The sequence below is a fragment of the Streptosporangium sp. NPDC087985 genome, from assembly GCF_044741965.1.
Classification (GTDB): domain Bacteria; phylum Actinomycetota; class Actinomycetes; order Streptosporangiales; family Streptosporangiaceae; genus Streptosporangium.
The window spans coordinates 370,482-394,397 of record NZ_JBIUTQ010000004.1 but is presented as its reverse complement, the minus strand read 5'-3'; the positions used below and the strand labels follow the sequence as shown (position 1 = coordinate 394,397).

Genomic DNA, 23,916 nt, shown 5'->3' with positions numbered 1-23,916 from the left:
AGCGCGGTGAGCGTGAGGGTCCCGGCACCACCCTCTGTCGTCTACTGAAGCCAGTCGGACTCAGCTGCGGCCGACTTGTTCTCGTTGCCCTTGTTGTCCTGCGTGTGGATCACAACCTTGTCGACGGCGGAGCCGACCGCCGGAGCGGTGGTGGCGCCGTTGTTCGGGCCGCACCACTTCACCTGGCCCAGCTCCACCGCGGCGTTGGGGGCAGCGCAGGTGCTGCTGCGGATGTTCTCGACGACGAGCTTGTTGCCGCGCACCTGGATCCTCACGTAGGTGCGGACGTGCTCCTGGTTCTCGACCGAGTTGGCCCAGTGGCTCTTGGGGTTCAGCGGGTCGGGACCGAAGTTCGGGTCCTTGGTCACGTCGGGAGCGGTGAGGTCGTAGTACTTCGAACCCGACGCGGAGTTCGCCGTCACATAGATGACGCCGCCCGGACCCTTGACCACCGAGTCGGCACCGGGCTGCTCGTCCTGGTTCGCCTTCTGACCGTTCTTGATCACGTAGCTGCGGGAGTAGGCGTGGTCGTGACCCTGCAGGACCAGGTCGACGCCGAGCTTCGAGAAGGCGGTCGGGAAGTCCTGACGACGCTGCTTGTTGTCGTTGTCGTTCGCGTGGGCGGCCGGCGAGTAGATCGCGTGGTGGTAGATGAGCACCGTGTGCTTGGCGTCGGCGCCGTGCTCCTTGACGACATTGGTGATGTAGTCGATGTGCGCGGCGTCGGAGCCGTTGGTGTAGGCGTTGCTGTTGATGTCGATGAACAGCACGTTCTTGTACTTGAACCAGTAGTCACCGCCCGACCGGGTCGCCGCGCTGCCGTTGTAGTACGGCGCGGAGCGGTCGGTGTTCGGCGTCCAGAAGTGCTGCTCGTACGCCCTGCCGCCGACGTCGTGGTTACCGATGGTGGCGGCCCACGGGTACTGGCGCAGCTTGTCGGACGCGAGGAACGCGTCCCACTGCGTCTCGGTGTTGGCGGTCTCGACCTGGTCACCGCCCGAGACCAGCAGCTCGGCCTTCGGGTTGGCGGCGAGGGCGACGTTCAGGGTGTCCTCCCACCCGGCGCCGTCCTTCGCCACGTTGCCGGACGAGCCGATCTGCGGGTCGCCGAAGAACAGGAAGTCGAGGTTGTTGCCGTTGAAGTCCTGGGTCGTGAAGGAGTACGTCGGGGACCAGGCATCCTCGGCACCCACACGGTAGGAGTAGGAGGTGTTCTGCTTCAGGCCGTCGATCGTGGCGTGACCGTTGTAGCCGCCGTTGACGCTGTTGGCGGCGACCGTGGCCGAGAAGGTGACGGCGCTTGCGGGGAACTCACCCTTGACGAGCTTGGCGGTCGGCGCGACCTGGATCACCTGCGCGGTGCCGGCCGAGGAGTACCACGACACGACCCGCTGCGTTTCGTTGGCGCCCACGCCGAGGACGATGCCGGTGAGCTTCAGGCTGTCAGCGTGGGCCGTGGTCACCAGGCCGCTGCCGAACACTGCCGTGACACCGATGGCCGCCGCGGTGGCGCTCATGGCCACCCGGCGCAGAACATGCCCTGGGCTCTGTGTCCCCTTGTTGAGCTTCATTGGTTTCCATCCATTTGGGGGTATTGGGGATGTTTGTCAAGATTCCGGAGAGCGGTGTCTTGGAGGTGAACGTGGGGTGGGTGGACTGTTGCGCTTGCCAGAAGTTGTGGCGTGATCTCAGATTTCGAGAACTCGTTCCACGAACCACACCAGGCCCATCACGGACACACCCGCTGCGATCGCCCCTGTCGCCCACAGCCCCGCGGCCGGCTGGCGGTGGCGCAGCAGGGCGAGCAGCGGGAAGACGACGATGATGATCGCCAGCTGGACGACCTCGATGCCCACGTTGAAGACGAGCAGCGACCACAGAAGCGTCCACGACCAGGCCTGGTCGATCCCCAGTGCGGCGGCGAAGCCGAGACCGTGCACGAGGCCGAAGCAGAAGACCACCGCGAGCCGCGTCCAGCCCGCGCGGTCCAGGCTGAGGTGACCGTGACCGACCGTCTCGAGATCTGTGGCGTGCGATCGGCGTCGCCAGATCCGCCACAGATGCCAGCCCGCCACGACCGCGATCGAGAGGGCGATGACCGGCTCGACGAACGACTCGGGCGCCTGCACGAGGCCGAGAGCGGCGAGGATGAAGGTCACCGAGTGGGCCAGCGTGAAGGTCGTCGCCGTCAGCACGATCTCGCGCAGGCGGCGTGATCCCGCGATGAGTGCCAGCAGGAACAGGATGTGGTCGAGCCCGCTGAGCAGGTGCTCGGCTCCGAGCCGGAAGAACTGCCAGAACCGCTCGAGCCAGGACTGTTGCGTGGAGAACGACCGATGCTGAGCGTCGAGGGCGGTGCTTCCGGACCTCAGGTCGAGGTCGTAGGTGACGATCGTCTTGCTGTCGCGTACAAAGCCCTCGGAGCCCGGGAACAGCCCGCTGCGCACCTCGTGCGCTTCGGCGGACTCCGGGCACCGGTAGTCGAGGGTCAGCAGCGCGTACGGGACACCCTCGCGTCGCCCGATCGTGAAGTCGCCGTCCCGGGCCGGGGTGCACGCCTCGCTCCCGGCCGTGACGCCGAAGCGCTTGGTCACGTACGCGATGACCGAGTCGGCGTGGGCGTCGAGCGCGGCGGCCTGCTGCGCCGTGTCACCGGCCTCGAACGCCGCGGTGCCCGCTCGGAAGAGCGGATCGTCCTTCTCGTTGTCGGCGGCGGAGACGACGAGCAGGTCGTACTCCAGCTGGAGCTCGGTGCGGACGTGCCCGGTCTCGGGCGAGGTGAGGTTGGCGTAAACCGTCGAGGTGAACCCGTGGGCGAGAGCGGGCAGGGCACTGAGCAGGACGGCCACGGCTGCGGCGGCGATGACGGCACAGGCACGACGCCGCGCGGCGGGGGACATATGACTCCTTTTCGGGTTTGGTGTACGAAATCTGCTCGACTCAGATGAACGAACGGCATCTCGCGGTTGAACCGGCGAGGAAACCAAGCCCGGCGGAGGCGGCCCCCGCACCGAAGGCCGCGAACAATGAGGTAGGAAGTAGGCGCACTTCCCGCCACCCCCGGAGGACGATCTCTATGCGCTCTCGACTTCTGCCTGCCAGCACACTGGCCGCGGCAGTCGCGACCGCCCTACTGGTCAGCGGATGCGGCTCCGGCGACGACTGGTCCCGGCCGCACGCGAAGCCCACCGCTGTCGGCACCCCCGGTCCGGGGTTCTTCCCGGCCGCATCGCCCGCCCCGGAGGCGACGATCACGCCGCGACCCGGCTCCTGGAACGGGGTCCGTCCGTCGGAGGGCTACCGCGTGGTGCTGCTCACCGCGGGGGACGACCCCCAGACCAAAACGCTGGTGAGCGCCGTCACGGACTGGGCCGAGGAGGAGCGCGTCAGCCTCAAGACCCTCACGGCCACGGAGCCGGACCAGTTCATTCCGCGCATCAGCACGGCGATGGACCTGGCGCCCGACCTCATCATCAGCGCCGGCAACGACCTCATCGACCCCCTGGCCCTGGTCAGCGCCAACCACCTCGACCAGCAGTTCCTCGTGGTCGGCGCCGAGCTGGCCGAGCCCACGGCGAACGTCACCGCCGCCGACTGGGCCGGTGCGTCGTTCCGCGGTGAGGGTCTCGGCATGTCCTCGACGTACGATCCCGCCACCTTCACCCCCGAGCGCGCCGGGCGCGCCGTCCGGGCCGGTGCCGCGGCCGTGCTCAACGGCTTAACCGGCATCGTGATCTGGCTCGACTAGGCTCGACTCCCAGGTCAGGCCCTTCCGTCGTCCGCCATCTCATGATCCGAGAACGCTTCGGCCCTGGTCGTGGACGGCTGTCAGGACGGACGGGTCATCGACGGTGAGGGTGAGGTACTTCATGTTCTCTGGCAGAGCCAGTGCACTCTGCCATCCCGCTCTCACCAGCCCTCATTCGGCGAATTACGGGCCGCAGATAAAATCATGGAATGAAGTCGGTGCTTTCACCATCATGGTGTCGGCGTGCCGCCGCCTCCCACCCGGCAACGGTCGAGGGTGGACTGGCTGCCACGCCTATTCTCGACTGGGAGCATCCCCGGGTACTGGGATTGGTGGCCGAAGTCCAGAAGAACAGTGTTGGGAAGGGCCGGGATGACCTGATCAGTGCCCACCGGCTCATCGCCGCAAGGGTGCGCCCGGTGTACGCCATGAACGAAAAGCAGCCTGTTTCCAGGACGATTGTCCTGGAGCGCGGATCGTGCAGCCAGCGGTTGGCGCTTTTGGAGGCCGTGGCGCGGGCGTGTGGGATCGCCAGCCGAGTTAAGGGATTACTGGTGGACGGCCGCTTCTGGTATCCGCGCTTTCCGCGGCTCCGGGCGTTGATCCCCCAACAGGTGGTACTCGCCTGGCCGGAGTTCCTGCTTGACGGTCACTGGGTGGCCGTCTCCGAGCTTTTCGGCGGCCTGGACACTTTACGGGCGGGAGGCCGGTTCACCAACACTGCTGGCGAGACGCTCTTCGACGCGGTCGCCCGCACCGCCGTGGACTGGGGCGGCGTCACCTGCTCGTCATGCGACCTGTCGGGTTATGTGCTGACCGATCTGGGTTATTTCGACTCCCGCGACGCCCTGTTCGGGGCGCATGGTCAAACCTTGTGCCTGCCCGCCCGGATTACCGCTGACCTTGTCATGAGCCGTTGGGCAGCCTGAGTTCCGTCATGGGCTGGGAGCCGTTCCACTCGGCCCCTCGCCGTAGTTTGGGAGTACTGGGCCTATTGGGCGTTCGAGGACTACGACGATTGGCCAGGTTGCAGTTCACAGCCGGTCCATGCCGAACCGCCCTCAAATCTCCCGCCACCCTGGTTTCGCGCGTCAAGGTCATCCGGCAAACTGACTCGCGTGACAGCCGCCCCCCAAGCCCTAAAAACACAGATTATCGCCGCGAGACGTCACCGTTTCGTGGCCTTCCTTATCGACAACCTGATCTTCCATATAGCGGTCTCGCTGGTCTATCCGCTACCTTTTGAGGGTCTCGAGATGTCTAATGAATCAACCCTCATCAATTATCTCAACCCGTACGCAGGAAATCCCGATTGGCCGATCGAAGTAGCGGTCACCATCCTCCTCGCCGTCTACTTCTGGCTACAGCACGCACTGTGGGGTCAGACGCTCGGCAAGCGGCTCTGCCGCTTGAAGGTGGTTTCCAGAAAGACCGGAGAACCACCGAGCCTCCGCCATGCGGGAATCCGCGCTCTTGTCTACCCGGCCCTGGCGTTAACGCCTTATTCCGGGGCGCTGATCAATCTGGTCGACGCGCTGTGGATGTTCGTAGGCGCGAAGCGCCAATGCCTACATGACGTGATTTCCGACGGGTGAGCGGTGACGAGGCGGAGCCGCTGGTGGGCGCCGGAGTTGGCGAACACGGGCATTCCGGCGCCGATCGCGGTCGGGTTGACGAACAGGTGGAGTTCGTCGAGCAGACCCTTGGCGATCAGGTCCGATACGAGCGTGCCGCCGCCGTAGGCGATCATGTCCCCGCCCGGCTGGTCCTTGAGCTTGTTCACGGTCTCGGTGAGGTCGCCGCCGGCGACGACGGTGTTCTCCCAGGGTGACTCGGTGAGGGTGTTGGAGATCACGACTTTGTGCGTGTTGTTCATCTTGTCGATGGCCTCCTGGGGTTCGCCTGCCGGCTGGGCCGCCCAGGTCGGGATGAACCCCTCGGCGAGCTTGCGGCCCAGCACGATGCAGTCAACCGGAGAGGGGGGATGGCCCTGCTGTTTCTCCGGGGGAGTCGCGGAGCCTCTGGCGGATCCTCAGGTCAGCCTGACGCTGTTCTCAGCAGTTGCCGCACTGTCCGTTGAGATCAACGAGACGAGAGGCGATGTCTCTGTGAGGCCGGTACGCCCCGGGCGATCATCGCCGTGGTCTTCCAACCGGGCCGGCGGTCCGGTGGCGGTCGCCGGTGTGCGGTCAGCGTTTGACGGCTCGCAGGACGACGAACTTCGGGTCGCTCGCGGCGACCTCGCAGTTGCCGAAGAGCCGGCGCAGCTTCGCGTGGTAGCCGAGGTGCCGGTTGCCTACCACCCACAGCTCGCCGCCGCGGCGTAGTGCGGCGCGTGACCCGTTGAACATCCGCCAGGCCGTCGCGTCGGTCGTCGCGCGGTGCGTGTGGAACGGCGGGTTGTTCAGCACCAGGTCCACCGTCCCCGCCGGTACACCCGACATGCCGTCGGCCGCCATGAACTCTGCCATGGTGCCCGCATCCACGTTCGCCCGGAATGTGGCCTCCGCCGAAGCCAGTGCCTGGTACGACTCGTCGATGAACGTCACCTTGGCTTCGCTGTCGGCCAGTGCCGCGGCAAGCCCGACCACCCCGTTGCCACAGCCCAGGTCCACGACGTGCTCGCGGCCACGGAACGGCGGCAGGTTCTGCAGGAAGAAGCGAGTGCCGATGTCGAGGCGGTCGGCGCAGAAGATGCCCGCGTGGTTGGTGACGGTCAGGCCCGAGACCGCTCCGACGCCGGTGGGCAGCGCGTAGCTCCGCGGCCAGGGGTTGGCGCTCCGGGAGAGCTGAGGATTCGGTGAGCAGAAGATGAGCCGTGCCTTCTTCGCCGCCAGCGACGTCCTGGTCGGCCCGAGGATCCGTTCGAACAGCTTCAGCGTCGAGGTGTGGATCTCGGTGACCATCCCCGCGCCGACGACCACGGTACCCGCGTGCACGTGGGGTGCGAGGCGGTGCAGCTGGTCCTCAAGGAGCGCGAGGCTCTTGGGCACCCGGATCAGCAGCACGTCGATCCGGTCCGGTGGCGTGTCCCTGGTCGTACGGAGCCGTACCGTGTCCGCGGCGACCCCGTTGCGCCTCAGGTTCGCCCGGGTCCCCTCCTGGCCGAGGAAGGAGTCGGTGATCTGCACGGGACGGTGATCGGCGAGCGCGGTGACCAGAGCGCCCCACCGGTCGCCCAGCACGACCACGGTGCCCGAAAGGTCTGTCGGTCCGCCGTCGATTCCGTCGAGGTGCCGCAGCAGGTACTCGTCGGCGGCGTCCCAGGCGCGGAGCGGGTCCCGGGGATCCTCGGGGAAACGGGTGAGATCGAGCTCACCTCTCGACGTCGTCAAACGGTTCATCACGCCTCAGACTAACGAGTCGCGCGATGTGCCGGCCAAATCCCCGCCTTGCCGGGGCCGACCGGGTGGGCGGAGCCAGAGGTGGGCTGAGCGGGGCCGACGTGATTCGGTGCCCGCTCCTGCGCAGGGACGGGCACCGATGGACTGCGGCGAGTCGCGGCGGCCCGGATCATCCTGGACAACGTTCCTCGTGTGGCGGCCCGATCCTCCGTGTGGGCCACCTGGCTGCTGGTGGAGGCCATCCGCTGCGCCTGGTCCGCCTCTGGGAGGCGAATTCAGAGTGTGAGCCGCGCTACCGCACTGCGAGCTGTCTGGCCGATCTCGGCGGCGTCGCGCACTCCCGCCTCGGTGACGTAGGCCGAGACCAGCTCGCCGGGTACGGCATCCAGGACGTGATCTTCGACGCGCCATCCGCTTCTCTGAGCACGTTCACCGCTCGGCCACGGATGCAGGAGACGCGCTGTGAGGTCCGCGTCCTTCACGGAAGTTCTCTGACGGTCGTATTTCAGGCACTCAGCGGGAGCTATCACTGACACGTCGTTCTCACGGCAGAGCAAGCCGAGCATCACCGTTCCCACGGTGTTGGCCATGGAGCCGTCGGCATAGAAAGACTCGACGCCGGTGACGAAGGCGTCGACGCCGCCGATCACTCGCGCGGCAGACATGTCGGGGATGTATACCACGCTGTGCCCCGACGCGGCGACAAGTTCTGCGACTCTCTCTCCTTGGCCGAGGGGCTCACCGGTCGTCACCACGACCCGGCGCGCCCGTCTGCTGCCCAGCTCGGCGATGATTCGAATCACCATGCTGCTGTAGTCGTGGACGAGGAGAGTCTCCGCTCCCTCCAGCAGCGAGACCGCGTGCTCCACCACCTGCGTCCCGGCTCGACGTCGGTGACGCACGAGCCAGTCGGCTCGTTCGATGACATCCTCCGCACGACCTTCGCGGCTCGCTTCAGCCATCAGTTCGACCGCGTTCACGTACAGTGCGGTGTCGGGCTTGAGCGCACAGAACCTCCGGCCCGCCGCAGTGACCTCAGCGAAGACTTCAAGGCCTTTGGCTTGGGCGGCAACAGCCAGCTGGGCCATGGCCTCGGTGATCCGGTCGGCGCAGGCGCTGGCACCCACCAGCCGGTAGGAGACCAGGTCCTGGTAGCACGCGACCGTCTTCTCCGGCCACCACGTGGGGAGTACGTCGTTCACTGGACCGCCTTCGGATGAGCACGGGTCGCGGGAGCCGCGGAGCTGGGAAACACGTAGACCATCTCGACCGGCTCTTCGCCGGCTCGTATCGCGTGCCAGCAGCCTTCATCGATGAGGATCGCGTCTCCTGGCTCGAAGGGGTGTTCGGACGTGTCGGTGACCATCCACCCGGTTCCAGACAGCACGTACGCGATCTCCGCGCTGTCGTGCTCGATGAGCGCGCTCGTACGTCCAGGGAGCACTCGACTGATCCCCATCAGCAGCGGACTTCCGTCCGCATGAGGCGCGCCGAGCAGCACCCGCTGGGTACCGGCATCGCCGAGGGGAACGGCGGGTACCTCAGAGGCGTGGACGACGCGCGTCGTCGGAGCGGGCCGCCCCTGTTCGCCGGTCACTTCGACCCTCCGTGTTCGGCCAGCCAGTGGTCCGCGATCTCGTCGCGGGTCAAGTAGGCGACGTCCGCGAAGCCGCGCGTGTAGTCGAGGAATCGCTCCAGTCCTCCGATACGGCCAGGCCTGCCGATGATGCGGGGATGCAGGCCGATGGACATCATGCGGGGACGCCGCTCGCCTTCGGCGTAGAGCACGTCGAACGAGTCCTTGAGGTATTCGAAGAACTGTGCGGAGGTGGCTATCCCCGGTGACTGCCAGAATCGGAAGTCGTTCACATCCGGGCTGTAGGGAACGACGAGGTGCCGCCGTCCCGTGGTTTCGACGAAATACGGCAGGTCGTCGTTGTAGGCGTCGCAGTCATAGGTGAAGCCTTCGGCGACGACGAGCTCGCGCGTGTTGACACTCGGTCCGTAGCGGCAGTACCAGCCACGCGGCCTCGACCCGAGGGTCCGCTCGAACGACGCCATGGCCAGGCGGATGTGTTCCCGCTCCTCGTCACGGCTCAGCCGGAACGTCTCCTCCCAGCGGTAGCCGTGACTGACGACGCAGTGACCACCGGAGAGGATGGCTCGGGCGACCTCTGGAGCCTGTTCCACCGCGACGGCGCAGGCGAAGAACGTCGCCTTCACGCCGTACTTCTCAAGCAGCTCGAAGATGCGCCAGATGCCCACCCGGGAGCCGTACTCGTACATCGTCTCCATGGCGAGGTTGCGCACCTCGCCAGGCAGTGAGTAGGAACTCCACTCCGTGGACGTCTCCTGATCGGCGTCGCCCATGGCGAACGAACGTTCAGATCCCTCTTCGTAGTTCACCACCAGTGACACGGCGATGCGCGCCCCGCTAGGCCAGCCTCCGGTGGGCAGATCGCGAGCGTAGCCAACGAGATCACGTTCAGGGCCCCGCGTCCCGGCCATGGTCATACACCGAACCTCTCTGTGGGTTTGCAGGGTCAGATGCCGATCGGGTGCCAGACGGTCTTGGTCTCAAGCCAGGTGAGCATGCGCTCGAGACCAGGGGCGGCGGCCCAGTCGGTGGGGTGGGGGCACAGGACGCGCTTGAGGTTGTCGACGGCCGCTGTCTGCAGTTCGACAGCGAGGGTCTCGCCGGCTCCGGCGAGGTCGATGGCGTTGACGTCCATGTGCGAGGCGAGCCAGGGGGCCACCTCGGCGGTGTGGCCGGTGAGGACGTTGACCACGCCGGCGGGGACGTCGGACGTGGCGAGGACCTCGGACAGAGTGATCGCCGGCAGGGGTGAGTTCTCGCTGGCCAGAAGCACGGCGGTGTTGCCGGTGACGATGGCGGGGGCCAGGACCGAGACCAGCCCGAGCAGGGAGGAGTCCTGGGGGGCGAGCAGGGCCACGACACCGGTGGGTTCGGGGATCGAGAAGCCGAAGTAGGGTCCGGCGACGGGGTTGACCGAGCCATGGACCTGGGTGACCTTCTCCGACCACCCGGCGTACCAGACCCAGCGGTCGATGGCCTCGGACACCGAGGACTCGGCCTTGCTCCGGTCGCCTCCCTCACCTGCGGCGACCTCGTCGACGAACTGCGCCCGACGCCCCTCCAGTAGTTCGGCGACACGGTAAAGGACCTGGCCTCGGTTGTAGGCCGTGGCACCCGACCAGCCAGGGAAGGCCTTGCGTGCGGCTACGACGGCGTCGCGGGCGTCCTTGCGAGAGCCTTTCGCGGCGTTGGCGAGGAACCGGCCCTCGGCGTCGGTGACCTCGTAGGTGCGACCACTCTCCGATCGCGGGAACGACCCGCCGATGTAGAGCTTGTAGGTCTTACGGATCGCGAGACGTTCGCTCATCGGACCGCTCCAGGGCGTTCCCGGCTGATGACGGTACGGGAGACCGTGACGGGTACATGCGCGGTCTCCCTTACGATCGGGCGACGGTGGATGTCAGACATCGAGGTAGGCCTCCAGACCGTGGCGGCCGCCCTCGCGGCCATGACCGGACTCCTTGTAGCCGCCGAACGGCGACGCCGGGTCGAAGCGGTTGAACGTGTTGGCCCACACGACACCGGCCCGCAGCCGGTTCGTCATCCACAAGATCCGCGAGCCCTTGTCCGTCCATACCCCGGCGGACAGGCCGTAGGGGGTGTTGTTGGCCTTCTCGACGGCCTCATCCGGGGTGCGGAAGGTCAGCACGGACAGAACCGGGCCGAAGATCTCCTCACGGGCGATCCGGTGGGCCTGGCTGACACCGGTGAAGATCGTCGGTGGGAACCAGAAACCCCGGTCCGGCAGCTCGCACGGCGGAGACCAGCGCTCAGCGCCCTCGGCCTCGCCGACGTCGGACAGGTACCGGATGCGTGCCAGCTGCTCCGCGGAGTTGATCGCGCCCACGTCGGTGTTCTTGTCCAGAGGGTCTCCGACGCGGAGCGTGCCGAGACGGCGCTTGAGAGCGGTCAGCACCTCGTCGTGGACACTCTCCTGGACCAGCAGCCGTGAACCGGCGCAGCAGACGTGGCCCTGGTTGAAGAAGATGCCGTTGACGACTCCTTCGACCGCCTGGTCGATGGGGGCGTCGTCGAAGACGATGTTCGCCGCCTTGCCGCCGAGTTCAAGGGTGACCTTCTTCCCCGTACCGGCCACCGCGCGGGCGATCATCTTGCCGACCTCGGTCGAGCCGGTGAAGGCGATCTTGTTCACGTCTGGATGGTTCACCAGGGCGCGCCCGGTCTCGCCGGCGCCGGTCACGATGTTCACCACGCCGGATGGCAGGTCGGCCTGCCGGCAGATCTCGGCGAACAGCAGAGCGGTCAGCGGTGTCGTCTCGGCCGGTTTGAGCACCACCGTGTTCCCGCATGCCAGCGCCGGAGCGATCTTCCAGGACAGCATCAGCAGCGGGAAGTTCCACGGGATGACCTGCCCGGCCACCCCCAGTGGCCGTGGCCCCGGCCCGAACCCGGCGTGGTCGAGCTTGTCGGCCCACCCGGCGTAGTAGAAGAAGTAGGCCGCCGCCAACGGGACGTCCACGTCGCGGCTCTCACGGATCGGCTTGCCGTTGTCGAGCGACTCAAGCACCGCGAACTCGCGTGCCCGCTCCTGGATCAGGCGTGCGATGCGGTAAAGGTACTTGCCGCGCTCTCTTGCCGGGAGCCGCGACCACGTGCGTCCGTAGGCCTCGCGTGCCGCGGCCACCGCCCGGTCGACGTCGGCCGTGCTGCCCTCGGTGACCTCGGCGAGCACCTCCTCCGTCGATGGGCTGACCGTCTTGTAGGTGCGCCCCCCGGTCGTGTCGACGAACTCTCCGCCGATGAAAAGCCCGTACGTGGACTTGATGTCAACGATCGACCGGGACTCCGGCGCCGGGGCGTATTCGAATGTGCTCGGCATAACGATCAGCCTCAGTCCAGGGTGAAGTGGTCGGGGCCCGAGTAGCGACCGGTCGCGATCTTCGTGCGCTGCATCAGCAGGTCGTTGAGCAGGCTGGAGGCCCCGATCCGGAACCATTCCGGGGTGAGCCAGTCGCTGCCGGCGGTCTCGTTGACGATCACGAGATTCTTGATGGCGTCCTTGGTGGAACGGATGCCGCCCGCCGGTTTCACGCCCACCTGCCGGCCGGTGGCCGCGCGGAAGTCCCGCACCGCCTCCAGCATGATCATCGTCACCGGGAGAGTCGCCGCCGGAGTGACCTTCCCGGTGGAGGTCTTGATGAAGTCTCCGCCGGCCAGCATCGCCAGCCATGAGGCCCGGCGTACGTTGTCGTACGTCGCGAGCTCACCGGTCTCCAGGATCACCTTCAGATGGGCCGTGCCGCAGGCCTGTTTGACCGCCACGATCTCCTCGAACACCTGGAGGTAGCGGCCGGACAGGAAGGCCCCGCGGTCGATCACCATGTCGATCTCGCCGGCGCCCGCCGCCACCGCGTACCTGGTGTCCGCCAGTTTCACCGGCAGACTCGCCCGCCCGCTGGGGAACGCGGTGGCGACGCTCGCGACGTGTACCCCGCTGCCGCGCAGCGCCTCGGCCGCGACCGGCGACAGGTCGGGATAGACGCAGACGGCCGCGACCCTCGGGACGGTGCGATCAGACGGATCGGGCCGCATCGCCTTGGCGCACAGCGCCCGGACCTTGCCGGGGGTGTCCTGGCCCTCCAGCGTCGTCAGGTCGATCATCGAGATCGCCAGATCGATCGCCCAGGCCTTGGCCGTGGTCTTGATCGAACGGGTGCCCAGCATGGCGGCGCGTGCCTCCGCGCCCACCTGATCCACGCCGGGCAGTCCGTGCAGGAAACGGCGGAGTGAGGCCTCGGAAGCGGTGATCTCATCGAGCCGGCTGTCACGCGGTGGACCGGCCGACGTTTCGGTGATCACTGGCCTGACTGCCTTCGTCTCAGCGTGTCCTCGTAGGCGTCGTACACCGAGCGATAGGCGCTGTTCTCGTCCGCCTCCGCGCGCACCGACTGCACGATGGGATGACCGGCCTCCACGAGCAGTTCAGCCGTGCGCGCGACCGCCGCAAGCCCGGCGGACATCGCCAGGACGGTCGTGGCGGCACCCACCGGTTCGGCGAGACCGTCAACCTCGACGAGTGCCTCGCCGCGGGGCGCGAAGGTGTCGATGGTCAGGTCCGCGAGATCGGCCAGTTTCTGTCCCGAACTGTGGCGGGCCGTGGCGGCGCTCGCCGAGGATGAGGAGACGGCTATGACGGTCATGTTCCGGCTCTTGGCGTACCGCGCCGCGTCGACCACCACGGCGCTGGTGCCTCCGTGGGAGAAGATCAGCAGGACGTCGCCGTCCTGGAGGTGCTGGCCGTCGAGGAACACGTCCGCGTACCCCTCGGTGTTCTGCAGAAACAGCATCTCGGGCACGCCGAAGGAGCCGAGAACGTTGAACCAGAACAGCCGAGGGTCGATCAGTGGGTGAAGGCCGACGAAGCTGCCGTAACGCGGGAAGATCTCCAGTGCCGGGAGCATGGAGTGGCCGCTGCCGAACAGGTGCACGATGCCACCGCGAGCGATGCAGTCGGCCATCGTCCGGGCGGCCGCCTCCACCTGGCCGGCCTGCTCGGTCTCGATGCGGAGCAGCAGTTCCCGCAGGTCACGCAGATAGGTGGTCGAAGCGGGGGCGTCGGTGCTCATGCCTGACCCCTCCCCAGGCCGGCGGGCGTGCCGGTCTCATACATCTCAGGCCCCCACTGGTCCGAGTGGTCGATGAGTGGGCGGTTGACCCACTTGTTGTTGACGAGATCGGGATTCTCGCCACGGGATTCCGCGAGCCGCAACGCCAGCCACTGCAGTGGAAGGATTCCAATGAACGGCAGGTCGTCCTCGCTGAGACCTTCGGGGAGCCGCAGCGCGTGCGTGCACGCCGTCGCCAACTCCTCGTGATCGGTGATGGCGATGGTCACCGTGCCGAGCTTTTCGAGCCCCTTGGCCAGTTCGACCGCCCGGGACACCGCCCGCCCGGCCGGCGAGATGATCACTACTACGGTTTCCGGCCGTACGGTGAAGATCTCGCAGTGGATCATCTGTTCAAGCTCGACACTGTGAGCGGGGATCGTCGCCGCCTCATACGCCTTGGCCATCCCGTATTCGGCGACGGCCAGACCCAGTCCGCTGCCCGTGTAGATCCAGTGGTCGCCGGCGAGCTTCGACTCCGGGATCTCCGCGACCTGACGGCGGGACTCCTCGATGTAGGGGGTGAGCCGGTCGGGATCGAACGAGGGGATTTCCCGGCCGGCCTTCGACGCGAGTCCCTCGGCGAGCATCCGCATGAACAGCGAGACCGCCTGGAAGCTGGCGGTTCGGCAGTTCGACCTCTCCTCGCGGACGGAGTTGTCGATCCACATGTCGGCCGTACGGGCCAGCTCAGATTCGGGGTTGGCGGTGACGGCCACGACGTAGGCACCGCGGGAGCGGGCGGCACGCGCGGCTTCCAGCACTCGTGCGGTGGTTCCCGAGTGGGACACCGCCAGCACGACGGAGCGCGAGGTCAGTGACTGGTAGGTCTCCCGGGACAGGTGCATGGCGTGCAGCGCGCGCAGACGCAGTCCGGCCAGCCGAGCGAACCACACCTCCGCGCAGATGCCGGCGAACAGGCTGTCCCCGCATCCGGTGACGACCCAGTCGTCGACATCCCGGCCCGAGACGGCCTCCAGCAGGGCTGCGACCGGGCCGCCGAACGAGTCGGCTGCCAGGCGCAGAACCTCTGGCTGGTGCGGGATCTCCTGCTCCAGAAGCGACTGAGCCGGCGTATTCTCCGTGGCTCGCGTGTCATCAGCTCTGGTCTTGGACAAGCTCTTCCCTCTCCAACGATGGTGTCTCGATGCGGGACAGGAGTCGATAACGACTGGCCCGCTCCAGACTTGAAAAGACAGTGGGCACCTCGACGCCGACGGACTGCACCACGAAGGACGCCGCCACGCAGCCGGTGACGGCAGCCGCCACGGCTCGCTCGCCTCTGGCCAATCCCACGAGGAAGCCTCCGTTGAAACTGTCGCCAGCCCCCGTGGGATCCGACACCTCGAGGTCGGAGACCGCCGGGACGGTCGCGCCCTGCGGTGCGCCGGAGTCGTAGACGACGACACCGTCGCGTCCGCACTTCACGACCGTCAGGGGACAGTCGAACGATGCGACCGCCGCCTGGAGCGAGGCGGGATCATCTGGTGTGCCGGCGCCGAAGAGGTGCCGGATGTGTTCGATGCTGGGCAGGAAACAGTCCGACAGACGCGTCAGGTCACGCAACCGCTCCAGTGCGTCCGGGACGGTGAGGTAGTGAAGCTCGGTGTCGAGGGCGACACGGGCACCCCTCGCCTTGAGTTCTTCCACGAGATGCCGCTGTTGCTCAAGGGTGGTGGGCGCCACGAGAACCCAGCGGCCCTCAAGCTTCAGATCGGCCAGGTCCTCGGGCTGCGGGGTCTGCGCGACCAGGACGTCGAAGCTCTCGATGTCGAATACCCGCGCGCCGTCCGCGGCGTACCAGGCGACGTTGTGAATGCTTCTGCCCGGCAGGACCCTGACCGAGTCCGTGTGGACACGTCCTCCGTCGAGGTGCTGGAGTTCCAGCCGCGCCAGGGGATAGTCGGAGCCGACACGAGCGACGATGGCGGCGTCCCCTTGGGCGAGGAACGCACCGAGCGCCGCGTAGCCCGCGGCTCCTCCTGTGGTGGCTGGCAGTGTCTGTCCGTCCGGCAACCGGATCTCGTCGATGGTCAGATGGCCGGCGACGACGATGCCTGCCGACTCCGCGACGAGCACGTCTTCGGCGGTGACCTCCTCGGCAGGCCGCCGGACCCGCCGACCACGCAGAGCATCGCTCAGGGTGACGGCGAGGATGGTCAGGATGAAGGGGACCATGAGCACGAACTGGGGCGGGAAGTCGGTCCGGATCTGCAGGAGACCGGCGAGCGCCTGCGCGAACCCGAACAGCAGACAGGCCACCGTCGTGCGGCTGACGAGACCGGCGCCGAAGATCACTGCGGCGAAGGCGATGATCCCTCGCCCCGAGGTCATGTTCTCGCTGAACAGGTGGACCGACCCGATCGCCAGCTGCGCGCCCGCGATTCCACACAGGACGCCGCTGATGACGACGCTGGCGAACCGGACACCGGCGACTCGTACTCCTGCGGCGCGCGCCGCCAGTGGGGCCTCACCCGCGGCCTTGAGCCGCAGTCCGAAACTCGTGCGGCGGAGCACGTAGCTCACGGCGAGGACCGCAGGGATCAGTGCCCACACCAGGACGTCACGGTTGTTGAACACCTGGTTGAGAACGGGCACGTCATCAAGCCAGGAAAGGTGCAGCTGGGGATAGCCGGCGGCCAGCTCCAGACGGCTTTCGGAGGCTTGGGCGTTGGACAGCAGAAAAGTGGTCAGCCCAAGGGCGAACACGTTCACGGCGATACCGACGATGACTTCGTCCGCCTTGAACCCGACCACGATGACGCCCATGACCGCGGCCGTCAGTGCCGCGGCCGCCACTCCGGCCAGCGTTCCCACCAGGAGTGAACCTGTGGCGCTTGCCGCGGCGACCGAGAAGTAGGCCGAGAGCAGCATGAAGCCCTCGAGACCGATGTTGAAGATACCGGCTCGTTGGGTGAAGATGCCGCCGAGTGCCGCGTAGAGAATCGGCGCGGCCAGTAGGATTCCCGGTCCCAGCAGACCGATGAGGTCATTCACGGTGGCCTCCGCTCACCGAACGGACAGTGAATCGTCGTTTGATCTTGGTCCACGTCTCCGGCAGTCCCCGCGGTGCGATGAACAGGATCACCGTGGCGGTGAGGACCGACGCGATGTACTGAGAGACACCGGTGAAGATCTGCAGACCCAGACCTCCCTGGGACAGGGCCCCGAAGAAGATCGCAGCGAACGGCGCCAGTAGCGGCGACGTGCCCACCAGCAACGCGGCGAGGATCCCGTTGAAGCCGATGTCCGCGGGGAACGGGGTGATGTCTGCTTGGAAGACTCCACCGACCACCGCGGCTCCGGCGATCCCGGCCAGGGCCCCGCTGAACAGCATGCCCGTGATCATGACGCGGGTCGTGCCGATTCCTCCCGCACGCGCGGCCTGGGGGTTGTGACCGAAGAAGCGCAGCTCATACCCGAGTGTGGTGCGGCGCATCGCCCACCAGATGAATACGGCCGCGGCGATGCCGAGAGGGAGCAGGAACGTCACCCGTGAGTCGGGCAGGACCACGGGGAAGTGCGCGGCCGGGTGCAGGCTCTCCGTCTGGGCGTTCGAGCCCGGCTGCACCGAGGCGGCTCGAAACGGTCCCTGGACGAGGTAGTCGTTGAGCAGGGCCGCGACGTAGCTCAGCATGAGCGACGTCAGGATCTCGTTGGTTCCCCACCAGACCTTGAGCAGGACGGGCGGAAGCGACCACAGGGCGCCGCCGACCGCTCCGCCCACGATGACCAGGCTCACCAGCACCGGCCCTGGCAGCCCGGCGAGTGCGGGACTTGAGCCGATCATCGCCGCGACGAACCCGCCCATGACGACCTGGCCTTGCCCACCGGCGTTGAAGATCCCGGAACGGAACGCCACGACGAAGGACAGTGCCGCGAAGATGAGTGGTGTGCTCTGGGCCAGCGTCGCCTTGATCTCCGTCGACGACCCGAAGGCACCGTCGTAGAGCCCTCGGTACGCCTCCAGCGGGTCCTCGCCCACCGAGAGCAGTACGAGGGCGCCGACGACGGCGGCCAGGATCACGGCGACGACGATCGCGAGGATCCTCAGCCCTGTCGTGCCGAGTACGATCCGGCGCGGGCCCTGGGTAAGAGTGCTCACGCGGTCACCCCCATGGCCAGGCCTCCCAGGCTCTCTTCCGTCGCCTCGCTCCGGTCCAGCTCCCCCGCGATCGATCCGTTGTAGAGAACAACGGCACGGTCACAGAGGTCGCACGCCTCTCGCAGGTCAGACGTGACGAGAAGGATCGACATGCCCTCGTCCCTGAGCCGTCTCAGGGTCTGGCGGATCGCGAACGCGGCCGCGACGTCCACCCCCTGAGTGGGCTGTACCGCGAGCAACACCTTCGGCTGCTTGCTGACCTCGCGGGCGACGACGACCTTCTGCGCGTTACCGCCGGACAGCGTTCCGACGGCGACGCCCGGACCGCTCGCCACGACGTCGAAATCGGCGATCTGGCGGACGGCGAAGTCACGTGTCGCGCGGATCCTGCGCAGTCCGTTGCGGGCGAACGCCGCGCGACGATGTTGCCCCAGAACGAGGTTGTCCTCGATGGGCAGTTCGTTTGCGAGCCCGTCTGTGGGACGTGACTCCGGAATGTAGCCAAGTCCCTGTCGCCGCCGGCGGCCGATGCCGGCGCTCGTGACGTCCACGCCGCCCAACCGGATACGACCGGCTGTGGAACGTTGCAATCCCACGATCGTCTCGACCAGCTCCCGCTGCCCGTTTCCCTCCACACCGGTGACCGCGACAATCTCTCCCGGATGAACGCTGAGAGACACGCCGTCGACACGGCGACAGCCGATCTTGTCGACCACCACGAGATCCTCCACCTCGAGGGTGGGTGATTCCCTGACAGGTGCGGGTCCGGAGACGGGGTGTGTCTCGCTCACCGTCAAGGAGACATCTCGCCCGACCATCAGCCGGACGAGCTTCTTCTCGTCAAGCTCGGCGGTCGGGGCCTCCGCCACCACCTTGCCGCCCCGCAGCACTGTCACGTTCTGCGTGACAGCGAGGACCTCTCGCAATTTGTGTGTGACCAGCACGACGGTGGTGCCGCGCGTGGTCACGTCACGCAGCACGGCGAACAGGCGCGCGGCCTCCTTGGGAGTCAGTACGGTCGTCGGCTCGTCCAGAATGAGCAACTTGGCATCGTGGTAGAGCGCGCCGAGGATCTCGGCACGCTGACGCATCCCGACGGACAGCGAGTCCACGACCGCCCGCGGATCGATGCCCAGCCCGTTCTCGCCGCTGAGTCGGGCGAGTCGCTCGATCACGGCCCGCCGCGGGGATCGGCTCCGCCCGGCCAGCGACAACATGACGTTCTCGGCGACGGAGAGCGAACCGACCAGCAGTGACGTCTGGTGCACCATGGCGACACCATGCGCGAGAGCGTCGCGCGGGCTCCCGAAGGCGACCGGCTTACCGTGCAGACGGATGGTTCCCGAGTCCGGCACGTACAGGCCATAGATCATGCGCATGAGCGTGGTCTTGCCCGCGCCGTTCTCACCTACGAGAGCGTGGATCGTCTCGCCCGGCACCCGGAGCCCGACGTCGTCGTTCGCCACCAGAGCACCGAACCGTTTGGTCAGCCCGGTCGTCTCCAGCGCAATTCTGTCGGCGGGAGGATGCCGCCCATCGGCGGCACCCTCCGTCACCGCACCCAAACCCGTCATCGGTGACCCTTACGCGCAGTTCTTGATCGAGTCGACCGACTTGTCGTCGGGCACCTGGATCGTTCCAGCGATGATGTCCTGCTTGGCCTTCTCGACGTCGGCCTGCACGTTCTGCGGGACGAGCTTGTCGTTGTAGGGCAGGATCCGCACGGCCTCGTCAGCCAGGCCGTAAACCTGCAGACCCGTCTTGAACTTGTCGGCGGCGAACTGCTCCACCGCGACCTTCGCGGCACCGGAGAAGTCCGGGCCGGTAGCCGTCAGCCCGTAGCCGGGAGCCAGCGGACGAACGTCCACATCGGCACTGACCAGGAACTTCTTCTTCTCTTCTGAGGCCTGATAAACGCCCACCTGCGTTCCGGCGGTGGCCGCGTGGATGATGTCGACGCCCTGGTCGTACATCGTGTTGGCGAACTGCTTACCGAGGGCAGGGTCGCCGAGAGACCCGACGTAGGCGTAACAGACCTTGATATCCGGATCCACCGACTTGACGCCCGCCTGGAATCCGACGAGGTACCGGTCGATGACGTCCTGCTTGAGCGCGCCGAGGAAACCGACCTTCTTCGTCTCGGTCAGTTTTCCAGCGACGATTCCGCCGAGGTAGGACGACTCGTTCTCACGGAAGAACAGTTCCTGGACGTTGCTCTGCGGCGTGCCGAGACGGGCGTCGAGCAGCACGTAGGAGACCGCCTTGTGCTGCGGCGCGACCTTCTCCACGGCCTGGATCATGGGCGGGAAGGTGGTGAAGATGAGGTCGCTTCGAGCCGACACGCTCTCAAGGGTCGACTCGTAGGTGGACGCGTCGGTCAGGACGACGACGTTCGACTTCATGCCCGCCTTCTCGGTGGCGGCCTTGAAACCGGCCACGAAGTCCTGCATCACGCCCTTGTCTGTCACCGACTGGATGCTGACCAGGGTCGCGGTCTTGCCCGCAGCGGAACCGGCGCCGACCCCACCAGAGGCGGAGGACGATGAGGTGGCGGCAGGGGAGGAGGCGGGACCTCCACCGCAGGCCGACAGGACCAGTGCGGCGACGCTCCCGAAAGCGAGAAACGTCGCGGCGCGCCGCCGCGCGCTGGCGTGGTGAGTGTGGGTCACGATGCCTCCTGGGCAATCTCTGAGGTGAAGCCGATGACCACGAGGTCAGCGCAATCGAGGGGAAGACCGAACGGCTAGGTGATGGGTGTCCTGCGGACGTGCAGGCCCATGTACTCGAGGTTGAAGTGGTTCTCGCTGTACAGGAACGGTGCTCCGTCGTCGTCGTAGTGGAGCTGGTTCAGCACGAGCAACGGCTTGCGCCGGGTCACCTGGAGCAGCTCGGCGACCCGCGGACTGGGTAGGGAAGGGACGATGTCCGCGCGCGCTGTGTGGACCTCGAGCCGACAGTCGCGCTGCAGGAAGACGAACAGCGACTCGTCTCCCTTGTACTGCGCCATGAGCTTCGCCGGAACGCGCGTCACGCTGAGATAGTCACGGCAGAAGATGACCGGCAGGTTGTCCGCCGTCCGCACCCGTTCGACGCAGTGGACCTGTTCCTCCGGCCCGAGTCGTAGCTGTTGCCGAATGCCAGCATTCCCCGGGCCCGTCACCAATCTGTAGCCCCGGCTGCCCGCCTTGTGCCCGGCCCGGGTGATCAACTCGGTGGTGCTCATGAGGTGCTCGATGCCGACGTCCACCGGGAAGTGCGCATCACGGCTGGGATCCAGAGCGAAGGTGCCGATGCCCTGCTTGGTCGCGACGAGCCCCTGCTCCCGAAGCACGCTCATGGCCTCGCGAACGGAGTTGCGGCTGACGTTGAGACTGCGTGCCAACTCCGGCTCGCTGGGAAGTCTCGTACCTGGCGGCACCTCACCCGAGCGAATGCGCGAAGCGAGCGCGGCAGCGATCTCGTTGGGCAGCGAGGACCGTCTCCCTGGCCAGGATCCGAGATCCCAACTCGGCTCTTCCTCCATGCATGTCTCCTTGGTAGGTTGTTGGACATCCAACCTGACCTACAAGAAGCCCGTCAAGAGTGTCCGCGAAATTGCGTCGAGGGAGTGGAAAATGAACCAATCACCGGATCTTCTTGTGGTCGGTGGGCTGGTGGTGAATGACGACTGGAGTGCGCCGGCAACAGTGGTCGTGCGTGATGGGCGAATCGTCCAGGTGATCGCCGCGGGGGAGCCCATCCCCCCTACCAGCGATGACACGCGTGTCGTGGACGCGACCGGACACCTCGTGCTGCCCGGAGGAGTCGATCCGCACACCCACATCGGTATGTCGCTCGGCGACTACACAACTCATGACGGTTATCTCGAGGCCACGACGGCGGCTCTGTGGGGAGGGACCACCACGGTCGTCGACTTCGCCATCCCCACTGCCGGTCAGACTCCCCTGGAGGCGGTCCTCGAGCGGCGCCAAGCTGCGGCACTGGGCGTGTGCGACGCAGCCCTGCACGCCTGCGTCATCGACTGGGACGACAGTGTGCCCGGGCAGCTGCGTGAGATGGCCGAACTCGGGGTCCGTACCGTGAAACTCTTCACCACCTACCGCGACGTCGTCATGGCGGATCCCGGCACCGTTGTGAGGGTCATGAAGTCACTGCGAACTCTGGGCGGCATGGCCTACGTGCATGCCGAGGCGAACCATCTCGTGGAGAGCGACCAGGACAAGGCCGCGTCCGCCGGTCGCATCGACGCCTCAGGACATGCCCACACCCGCTCCGAGCTCGCCGAGGTCACCGCCGTACGTGAGGTCCTGTCCTCCGCGGCAGCTCTTGATGTTCCGGTGTACTTCGTTCACCAGTCGACGCCAGCGGCCATCAGCGAGGTCAGGCGCGCACGCGCACGCGGTGTCCGCGCCTACACGGAGACATGCCCGCACTACCTAACGTTGGACGACAGCGTGTACCAGAGCGAGTCTCCCGAACTGTACGTGTGTTGCCCTCCTCTGCGGTCGGCGAGCACCGTCGCCGGAGTCGTCCGCCGAACTCTGGCCCGTGAGGTCGACACGATCGGTAGCGACCACTGCTGCTACACCCTTGAGCAGAAGCGGGCGGACCGTTCTGACGTGCGTGTCATGCCCAACGGCATGCCCGGCGTCGAGACGCGGATGCCTGTGATCTTCACCGAACTCGTGCGACGTCGGCGGCTGCCCCTGGAGAGGTTCGTCGCTCTCACCGCCGCGAATCCCGCGCGGCTCAACGGAATCCACCCCCGGAAGGGAGTGATCGCGCCGGGCTCGGATGCCGACCTCATCATCATCGATCCGGCCGAGACCCGTACGGTGACCGCCAATGGACTGCACATGGCCACCGACTACAGCCCCTACGAGGGAAAGTCACTCTCCGGGTGGCCCAGCACGGTGATAGTGAAGGGTGAGGTTCTTCTCCACCAGGGTGTGCTTCACGTCGCCGGACACCGCGGGAAGGCACTGGAGTCCGGGCCGCTCGTCCAGGACCGTCTGCTCTGCTGACCACCGAAATGTCTTGTCGCGTTCCGCCGTACTGGTCCTGTGGGCTCGCCAGGGCATGCGACACGAGGAATCCCCGCTCGAACGGTATTGGGGCCGGGTCCAGCCCTCTCGTGGGGCGGTCAGCCCCATCGGCGGAACCCTCCTTCGGTGTTGATCACTTGTCCGGTGATCCAGGATGCTTCGTCGGTGGCGAGCCAGGCGATGAGGCGGGCGGGATCGTCAGGGGTTCCCCAGCGTTGCGCGGGGAAGTGTCGGCTGAGGGCGTGAAGCTCGTCGGGCTGGGCGTAGCCGGTGTCGACGGGGCCGGGATTGACCGTGTTGAGAGTGATCGCCCGGTCGGCGAGGTGGTCGGCCAGAGTGGGGGTGATGGAGGCGAGTGCTCCCTTGCTGGCCGCGTAGGCGACCTCATGGCGCATGGGGCCGAGGTCTTGGCCGGAGGTCATGAAGATGACCCGTCCGCCGGGGCGCCCGTCGTGTTGGGCGGCGAAGGCCTGGGCCAGCAGGATGGTGGAGCGGGTGTTGACGGACCAGTGCGCGTCCAGCATCGCGGCGTCCAACACGCCGAGAGGGCCGTCCCCGCCGCTGCGGGCATGGTTGGCGACCAGGATGTCGAGGTGGCCGAACTTCCCGGTCGCAGCGTCGATCAGCTGGATGGGGCCGTCGGGGTCGGCGAGGTCGAGTCCCAGGTGGTGGATGGTGGCGTCTCCGTCGGCCAGGGCCTCGGCCACTCCGTCGGCCACGGCCTGCGGCCCGCCGGGATCCGCTCCCCACGGCTGGTCGCGGTCGTGCGGGAGGTGGTGGTGCAGGAAGAGGTTGGCGCCCAACGCCGCCAGCCGGCGGGCGATGGCGTATCCGATGCCGGACCGTCGGCTTGCTCCGGTCACCAACGCGACTCGGCCGCGTAGCGGCAGCGGTTCTCTCCGCAGCGGAGAGTCCGTCTCAGGGGCGGAATCCGTATGGCTCATGATCGTG

22 protein-coding genes are annotated in these 23,916 nt (G+C 66.9%); 4 read left to right on the top strand and 18 right to left on the bottom strand.

Annotated features, from left to right (window positions below; all coding sequences use genetic code 11):
• Nucleotides 1-41: 41 nt before the first annotated feature.
• Together ACIN94_RS12910 and ACIN94_RS12905 are read right to left on the bottom strand one after the other, a co-directional pair.
• Nucleotides 42-1,571, bottom strand: coding sequence for a fibronectin type III domain-containing protein (locus tag ACIN94_RS12910; RefSeq protein WP_400704006.1), 1,530 nt, complete (start codon nt 1,569-1,571; stop codon nt 42-44).
• Between the two features lie 117 nt (nt 1,572-1,688).
• Nucleotides 1,689-2,900 (bottom strand): HupE/UreJ family protein, encoded by a 1,212-nt coding sequence (locus tag ACIN94_RS12905; protein WP_400704003.1) that lies wholly within the window; start codon nt 2,898-2,900, stop codon nt 1,689-1,691.
• 176 nt (nt 2,901-3,076) lie between these two features.
• On the opposite strand from ACIN94_RS12905, the gene ACIN94_RS12900 reads away from it, so the two are divergent.
• The 3 genes from ACIN94_RS12900 to ACIN94_RS12890 all read left to right on the top strand — a co-directional run bounded on the left by ACIN94_RS12900 (nt 3,077) and on the right by ACIN94_RS12890 (nt 5,343).
• The gene (locus ACIN94_RS12900) at nt 3,077-3,748 is read left to right on the top strand and encodes a hypothetical protein (RefSeq protein ID WP_400704000.1); all 672 of its coding nucleotides are present in this window, start codon (nt 3,077-3,079) and stop codon (nt 3,746-3,748) included.
• 209 nt (nt 3,749-3,957) lie between these two features.
• Nucleotides 3,958-4,677, top strand: a complete 720-nt coding sequence (locus ACIN94_RS12895; protein WP_400703997.1) for a transglutaminase domain-containing protein — start codon at nt 3,958-3,960, stop codon at nt 4,675-4,677.
• Between the two features lie 189 nt (nt 4,678-4,866).
• Nucleotides 4,867-5,343, top strand: coding sequence for an RDD family protein (locus tag ACIN94_RS12890; RefSeq protein ID WP_400703994.1), 477 nt, complete (start codon nt 4,867-4,869; stop codon nt 5,341-5,343).
• Here the strand turns inward: ACIN94_RS12890 and ACIN94_RS12885 are convergent.
• The 15 genes from ACIN94_RS12885 to ACIN94_RS12815 all read right to left on the bottom strand — a co-directional run bounded on the left by ACIN94_RS12885 (nt 5,250) and on the right by ACIN94_RS12815 (nt 21,443).
• Nucleotides 5,250-5,708 (bottom strand): dihydrofolate reductase family protein, encoded by a 459-nt coding sequence (locus tag ACIN94_RS12885; protein WP_400703991.1) that lies wholly within the window; start codon nt 5,706-5,708, stop codon nt 5,250-5,252. The two genes, ACIN94_RS12890 and ACIN94_RS12885, sit on opposite strands and share 94 nt — an antisense overlap.
• Nucleotides 5,709-5,937: 229 nt before the next feature.
• Nucleotides 5,938-7,092, bottom strand: a complete 1,155-nt coding sequence (locus ACIN94_RS12880; RefSeq protein WP_400703988.1) for a methyltransferase — start codon at nt 7,090-7,092, stop codon at nt 5,938-5,940.
• 275 nt (nt 7,093-7,367) lie between these two features.
• Nucleotides 7,368-8,294 carry a hypothetical protein gene (locus ACIN94_RS12875; protein ID WP_400703985.1) on the bottom strand — a complete coding sequence of 309 codons (927 nt, stop codon included), beginning with the start codon at nt 8,292-8,294 and terminating at the stop codon, nt 7,368-7,370.
• Nucleotides 8,291-8,689, bottom strand: a complete 399-nt coding sequence (locus ACIN94_RS12870) for a cupin domain-containing protein (RefSeq protein ID WP_400703982.1) — start codon at nt 8,687-8,689, stop codon at nt 8,291-8,293. The genes ACIN94_RS12875 and ACIN94_RS12870 overlap by 4 nt, the downstream gene beginning before the upstream one ends.
• Nucleotides 8,686-9,501, bottom strand: coding sequence for a polysaccharide deacetylase family protein (locus ACIN94_RS12865; RefSeq protein WP_400703979.1), 816 nt, complete (start codon nt 9,499-9,501; stop codon nt 8,686-8,688). Before ACIN94_RS12865 ends, ACIN94_RS12870 begins: the two co-directional genes overlap by 4 nt.
• Before the next feature lie 134 nt (nt 9,502-9,635).
• Nucleotides 9,636-10,496, bottom strand: coding sequence for an aldehyde dehydrogenase family protein (locus tag ACIN94_RS12860; RefSeq protein ID WP_400703976.1), 861 nt, complete (start codon nt 10,494-10,496; stop codon nt 9,636-9,638).
• Nucleotides 10,497-10,589: 93 nt separating this feature from the next.
• Nucleotides 10,590-12,029, bottom strand: coding sequence for an aldehyde dehydrogenase family protein (locus ACIN94_RS12855; protein WP_400703973.1), 1,440 nt, complete (start codon nt 12,027-12,029; stop codon nt 10,590-10,592).
• A gap of 11 nt (nt 12,030-12,040) precedes the next feature.
• Nucleotides 12,041-12,958: a deoxyribose-phosphate aldolase gene (gene deoC / locus ACIN94_RS12850; RefSeq protein ID WP_400704087.1), complete on the bottom strand. Its 918-nt coding sequence runs from the start codon at nt 12,956-12,958 to the stop codon at nt 12,041-12,043.
• 47 nt (nt 12,959-13,005) lie between these two features.
• Nucleotides 13,006-13,776, bottom strand: coding sequence for a sugar isomerase domain-containing protein (locus ACIN94_RS12845; protein WP_400703970.1), 771 nt, complete (start codon nt 13,774-13,776; stop codon nt 13,006-13,008).
• Complete coding sequence (locus ACIN94_RS12840) at nt 13,773-14,933, bottom strand: SIS domain-containing protein (protein WP_400703967.1); 1,161 nt, start codon at nt 14,931-14,933, stop codon at nt 13,773-13,775. The genes ACIN94_RS12845 and ACIN94_RS12840 overlap by 4 nt, the downstream gene beginning before the upstream one ends.
• Nucleotides 14,914-16,812, bottom strand: a complete 1,899-nt coding sequence (locus ACIN94_RS12835) for a PfkB family carbohydrate kinase (protein ID WP_400703964.1) — start codon at nt 16,810-16,812, stop codon at nt 14,914-14,916. The genes ACIN94_RS12840 and ACIN94_RS12835 overlap by 20 nt, the downstream gene beginning before the upstream one ends.
• The gene (locus tag ACIN94_RS12830) at nt 16,805-17,920 is read right to left on the bottom strand and encodes an ABC transporter permease (protein ID WP_400703961.1); all 1,116 of its coding nucleotides are present in this window, start codon (nt 17,918-17,920) and stop codon (nt 16,805-16,807) included. Before ACIN94_RS12830 ends, ACIN94_RS12835 begins: the two co-directional genes overlap by 8 nt.
• On the bottom strand, nt 17,917-19,494 hold the full coding sequence (locus ACIN94_RS12825; protein ID WP_400703958.1) for an ABC transporter ATP-binding protein: 1,578 nt from the start codon (nt 19,492-19,494) through the stop codon (nt 17,917-17,919). Before ACIN94_RS12825 ends, ACIN94_RS12830 begins: the two co-directional genes overlap by 4 nt.
• Before the next feature lie 9 nt (nt 19,495-19,503).
• On the bottom strand, nt 19,504-20,589 hold the full coding sequence (locus ACIN94_RS12820) for a BMP family protein (protein ID WP_400703955.1): 1,086 nt from the start codon (nt 20,587-20,589) through the stop codon (nt 19,504-19,506).
• A gap of 74 nt (nt 20,590-20,663) precedes the next feature.
• On the bottom strand, nt 20,664-21,443 hold the full coding sequence (locus ACIN94_RS12815; RefSeq protein WP_400703952.1) for a GntR family transcriptional regulator: 780 nt from the start codon (nt 21,441-21,443) through the stop codon (nt 20,664-20,666).
• Nucleotides 21,444-21,534: 91 nt separating this feature from the next.
• On the opposite strand from ACIN94_RS12815, the gene hydA reads away from it, so the two are divergent.
• Entirely contained in the window at nt 21,535-22,944 is a 1,410-nt protein-coding gene (hydA, locus tag ACIN94_RS12810; RefSeq protein ID WP_400703949.1) for a dihydropyrimidinase, read from the top strand.
• A 119-nt stretch (nt 22,945-23,063) separates the two neighbouring features.
• Here the strand turns inward: hydA and ACIN94_RS12805 are convergent, their stop codons facing one another.
• Nucleotides 23,064-23,909, bottom strand: a complete 846-nt coding sequence (locus ACIN94_RS12805; protein ID WP_400703946.1) for an SDR family oxidoreductase — start codon at nt 23,907-23,909, stop codon at nt 23,064-23,066.
• Nucleotides 23,910-23,916: the final 7 nt, after the last annotated feature.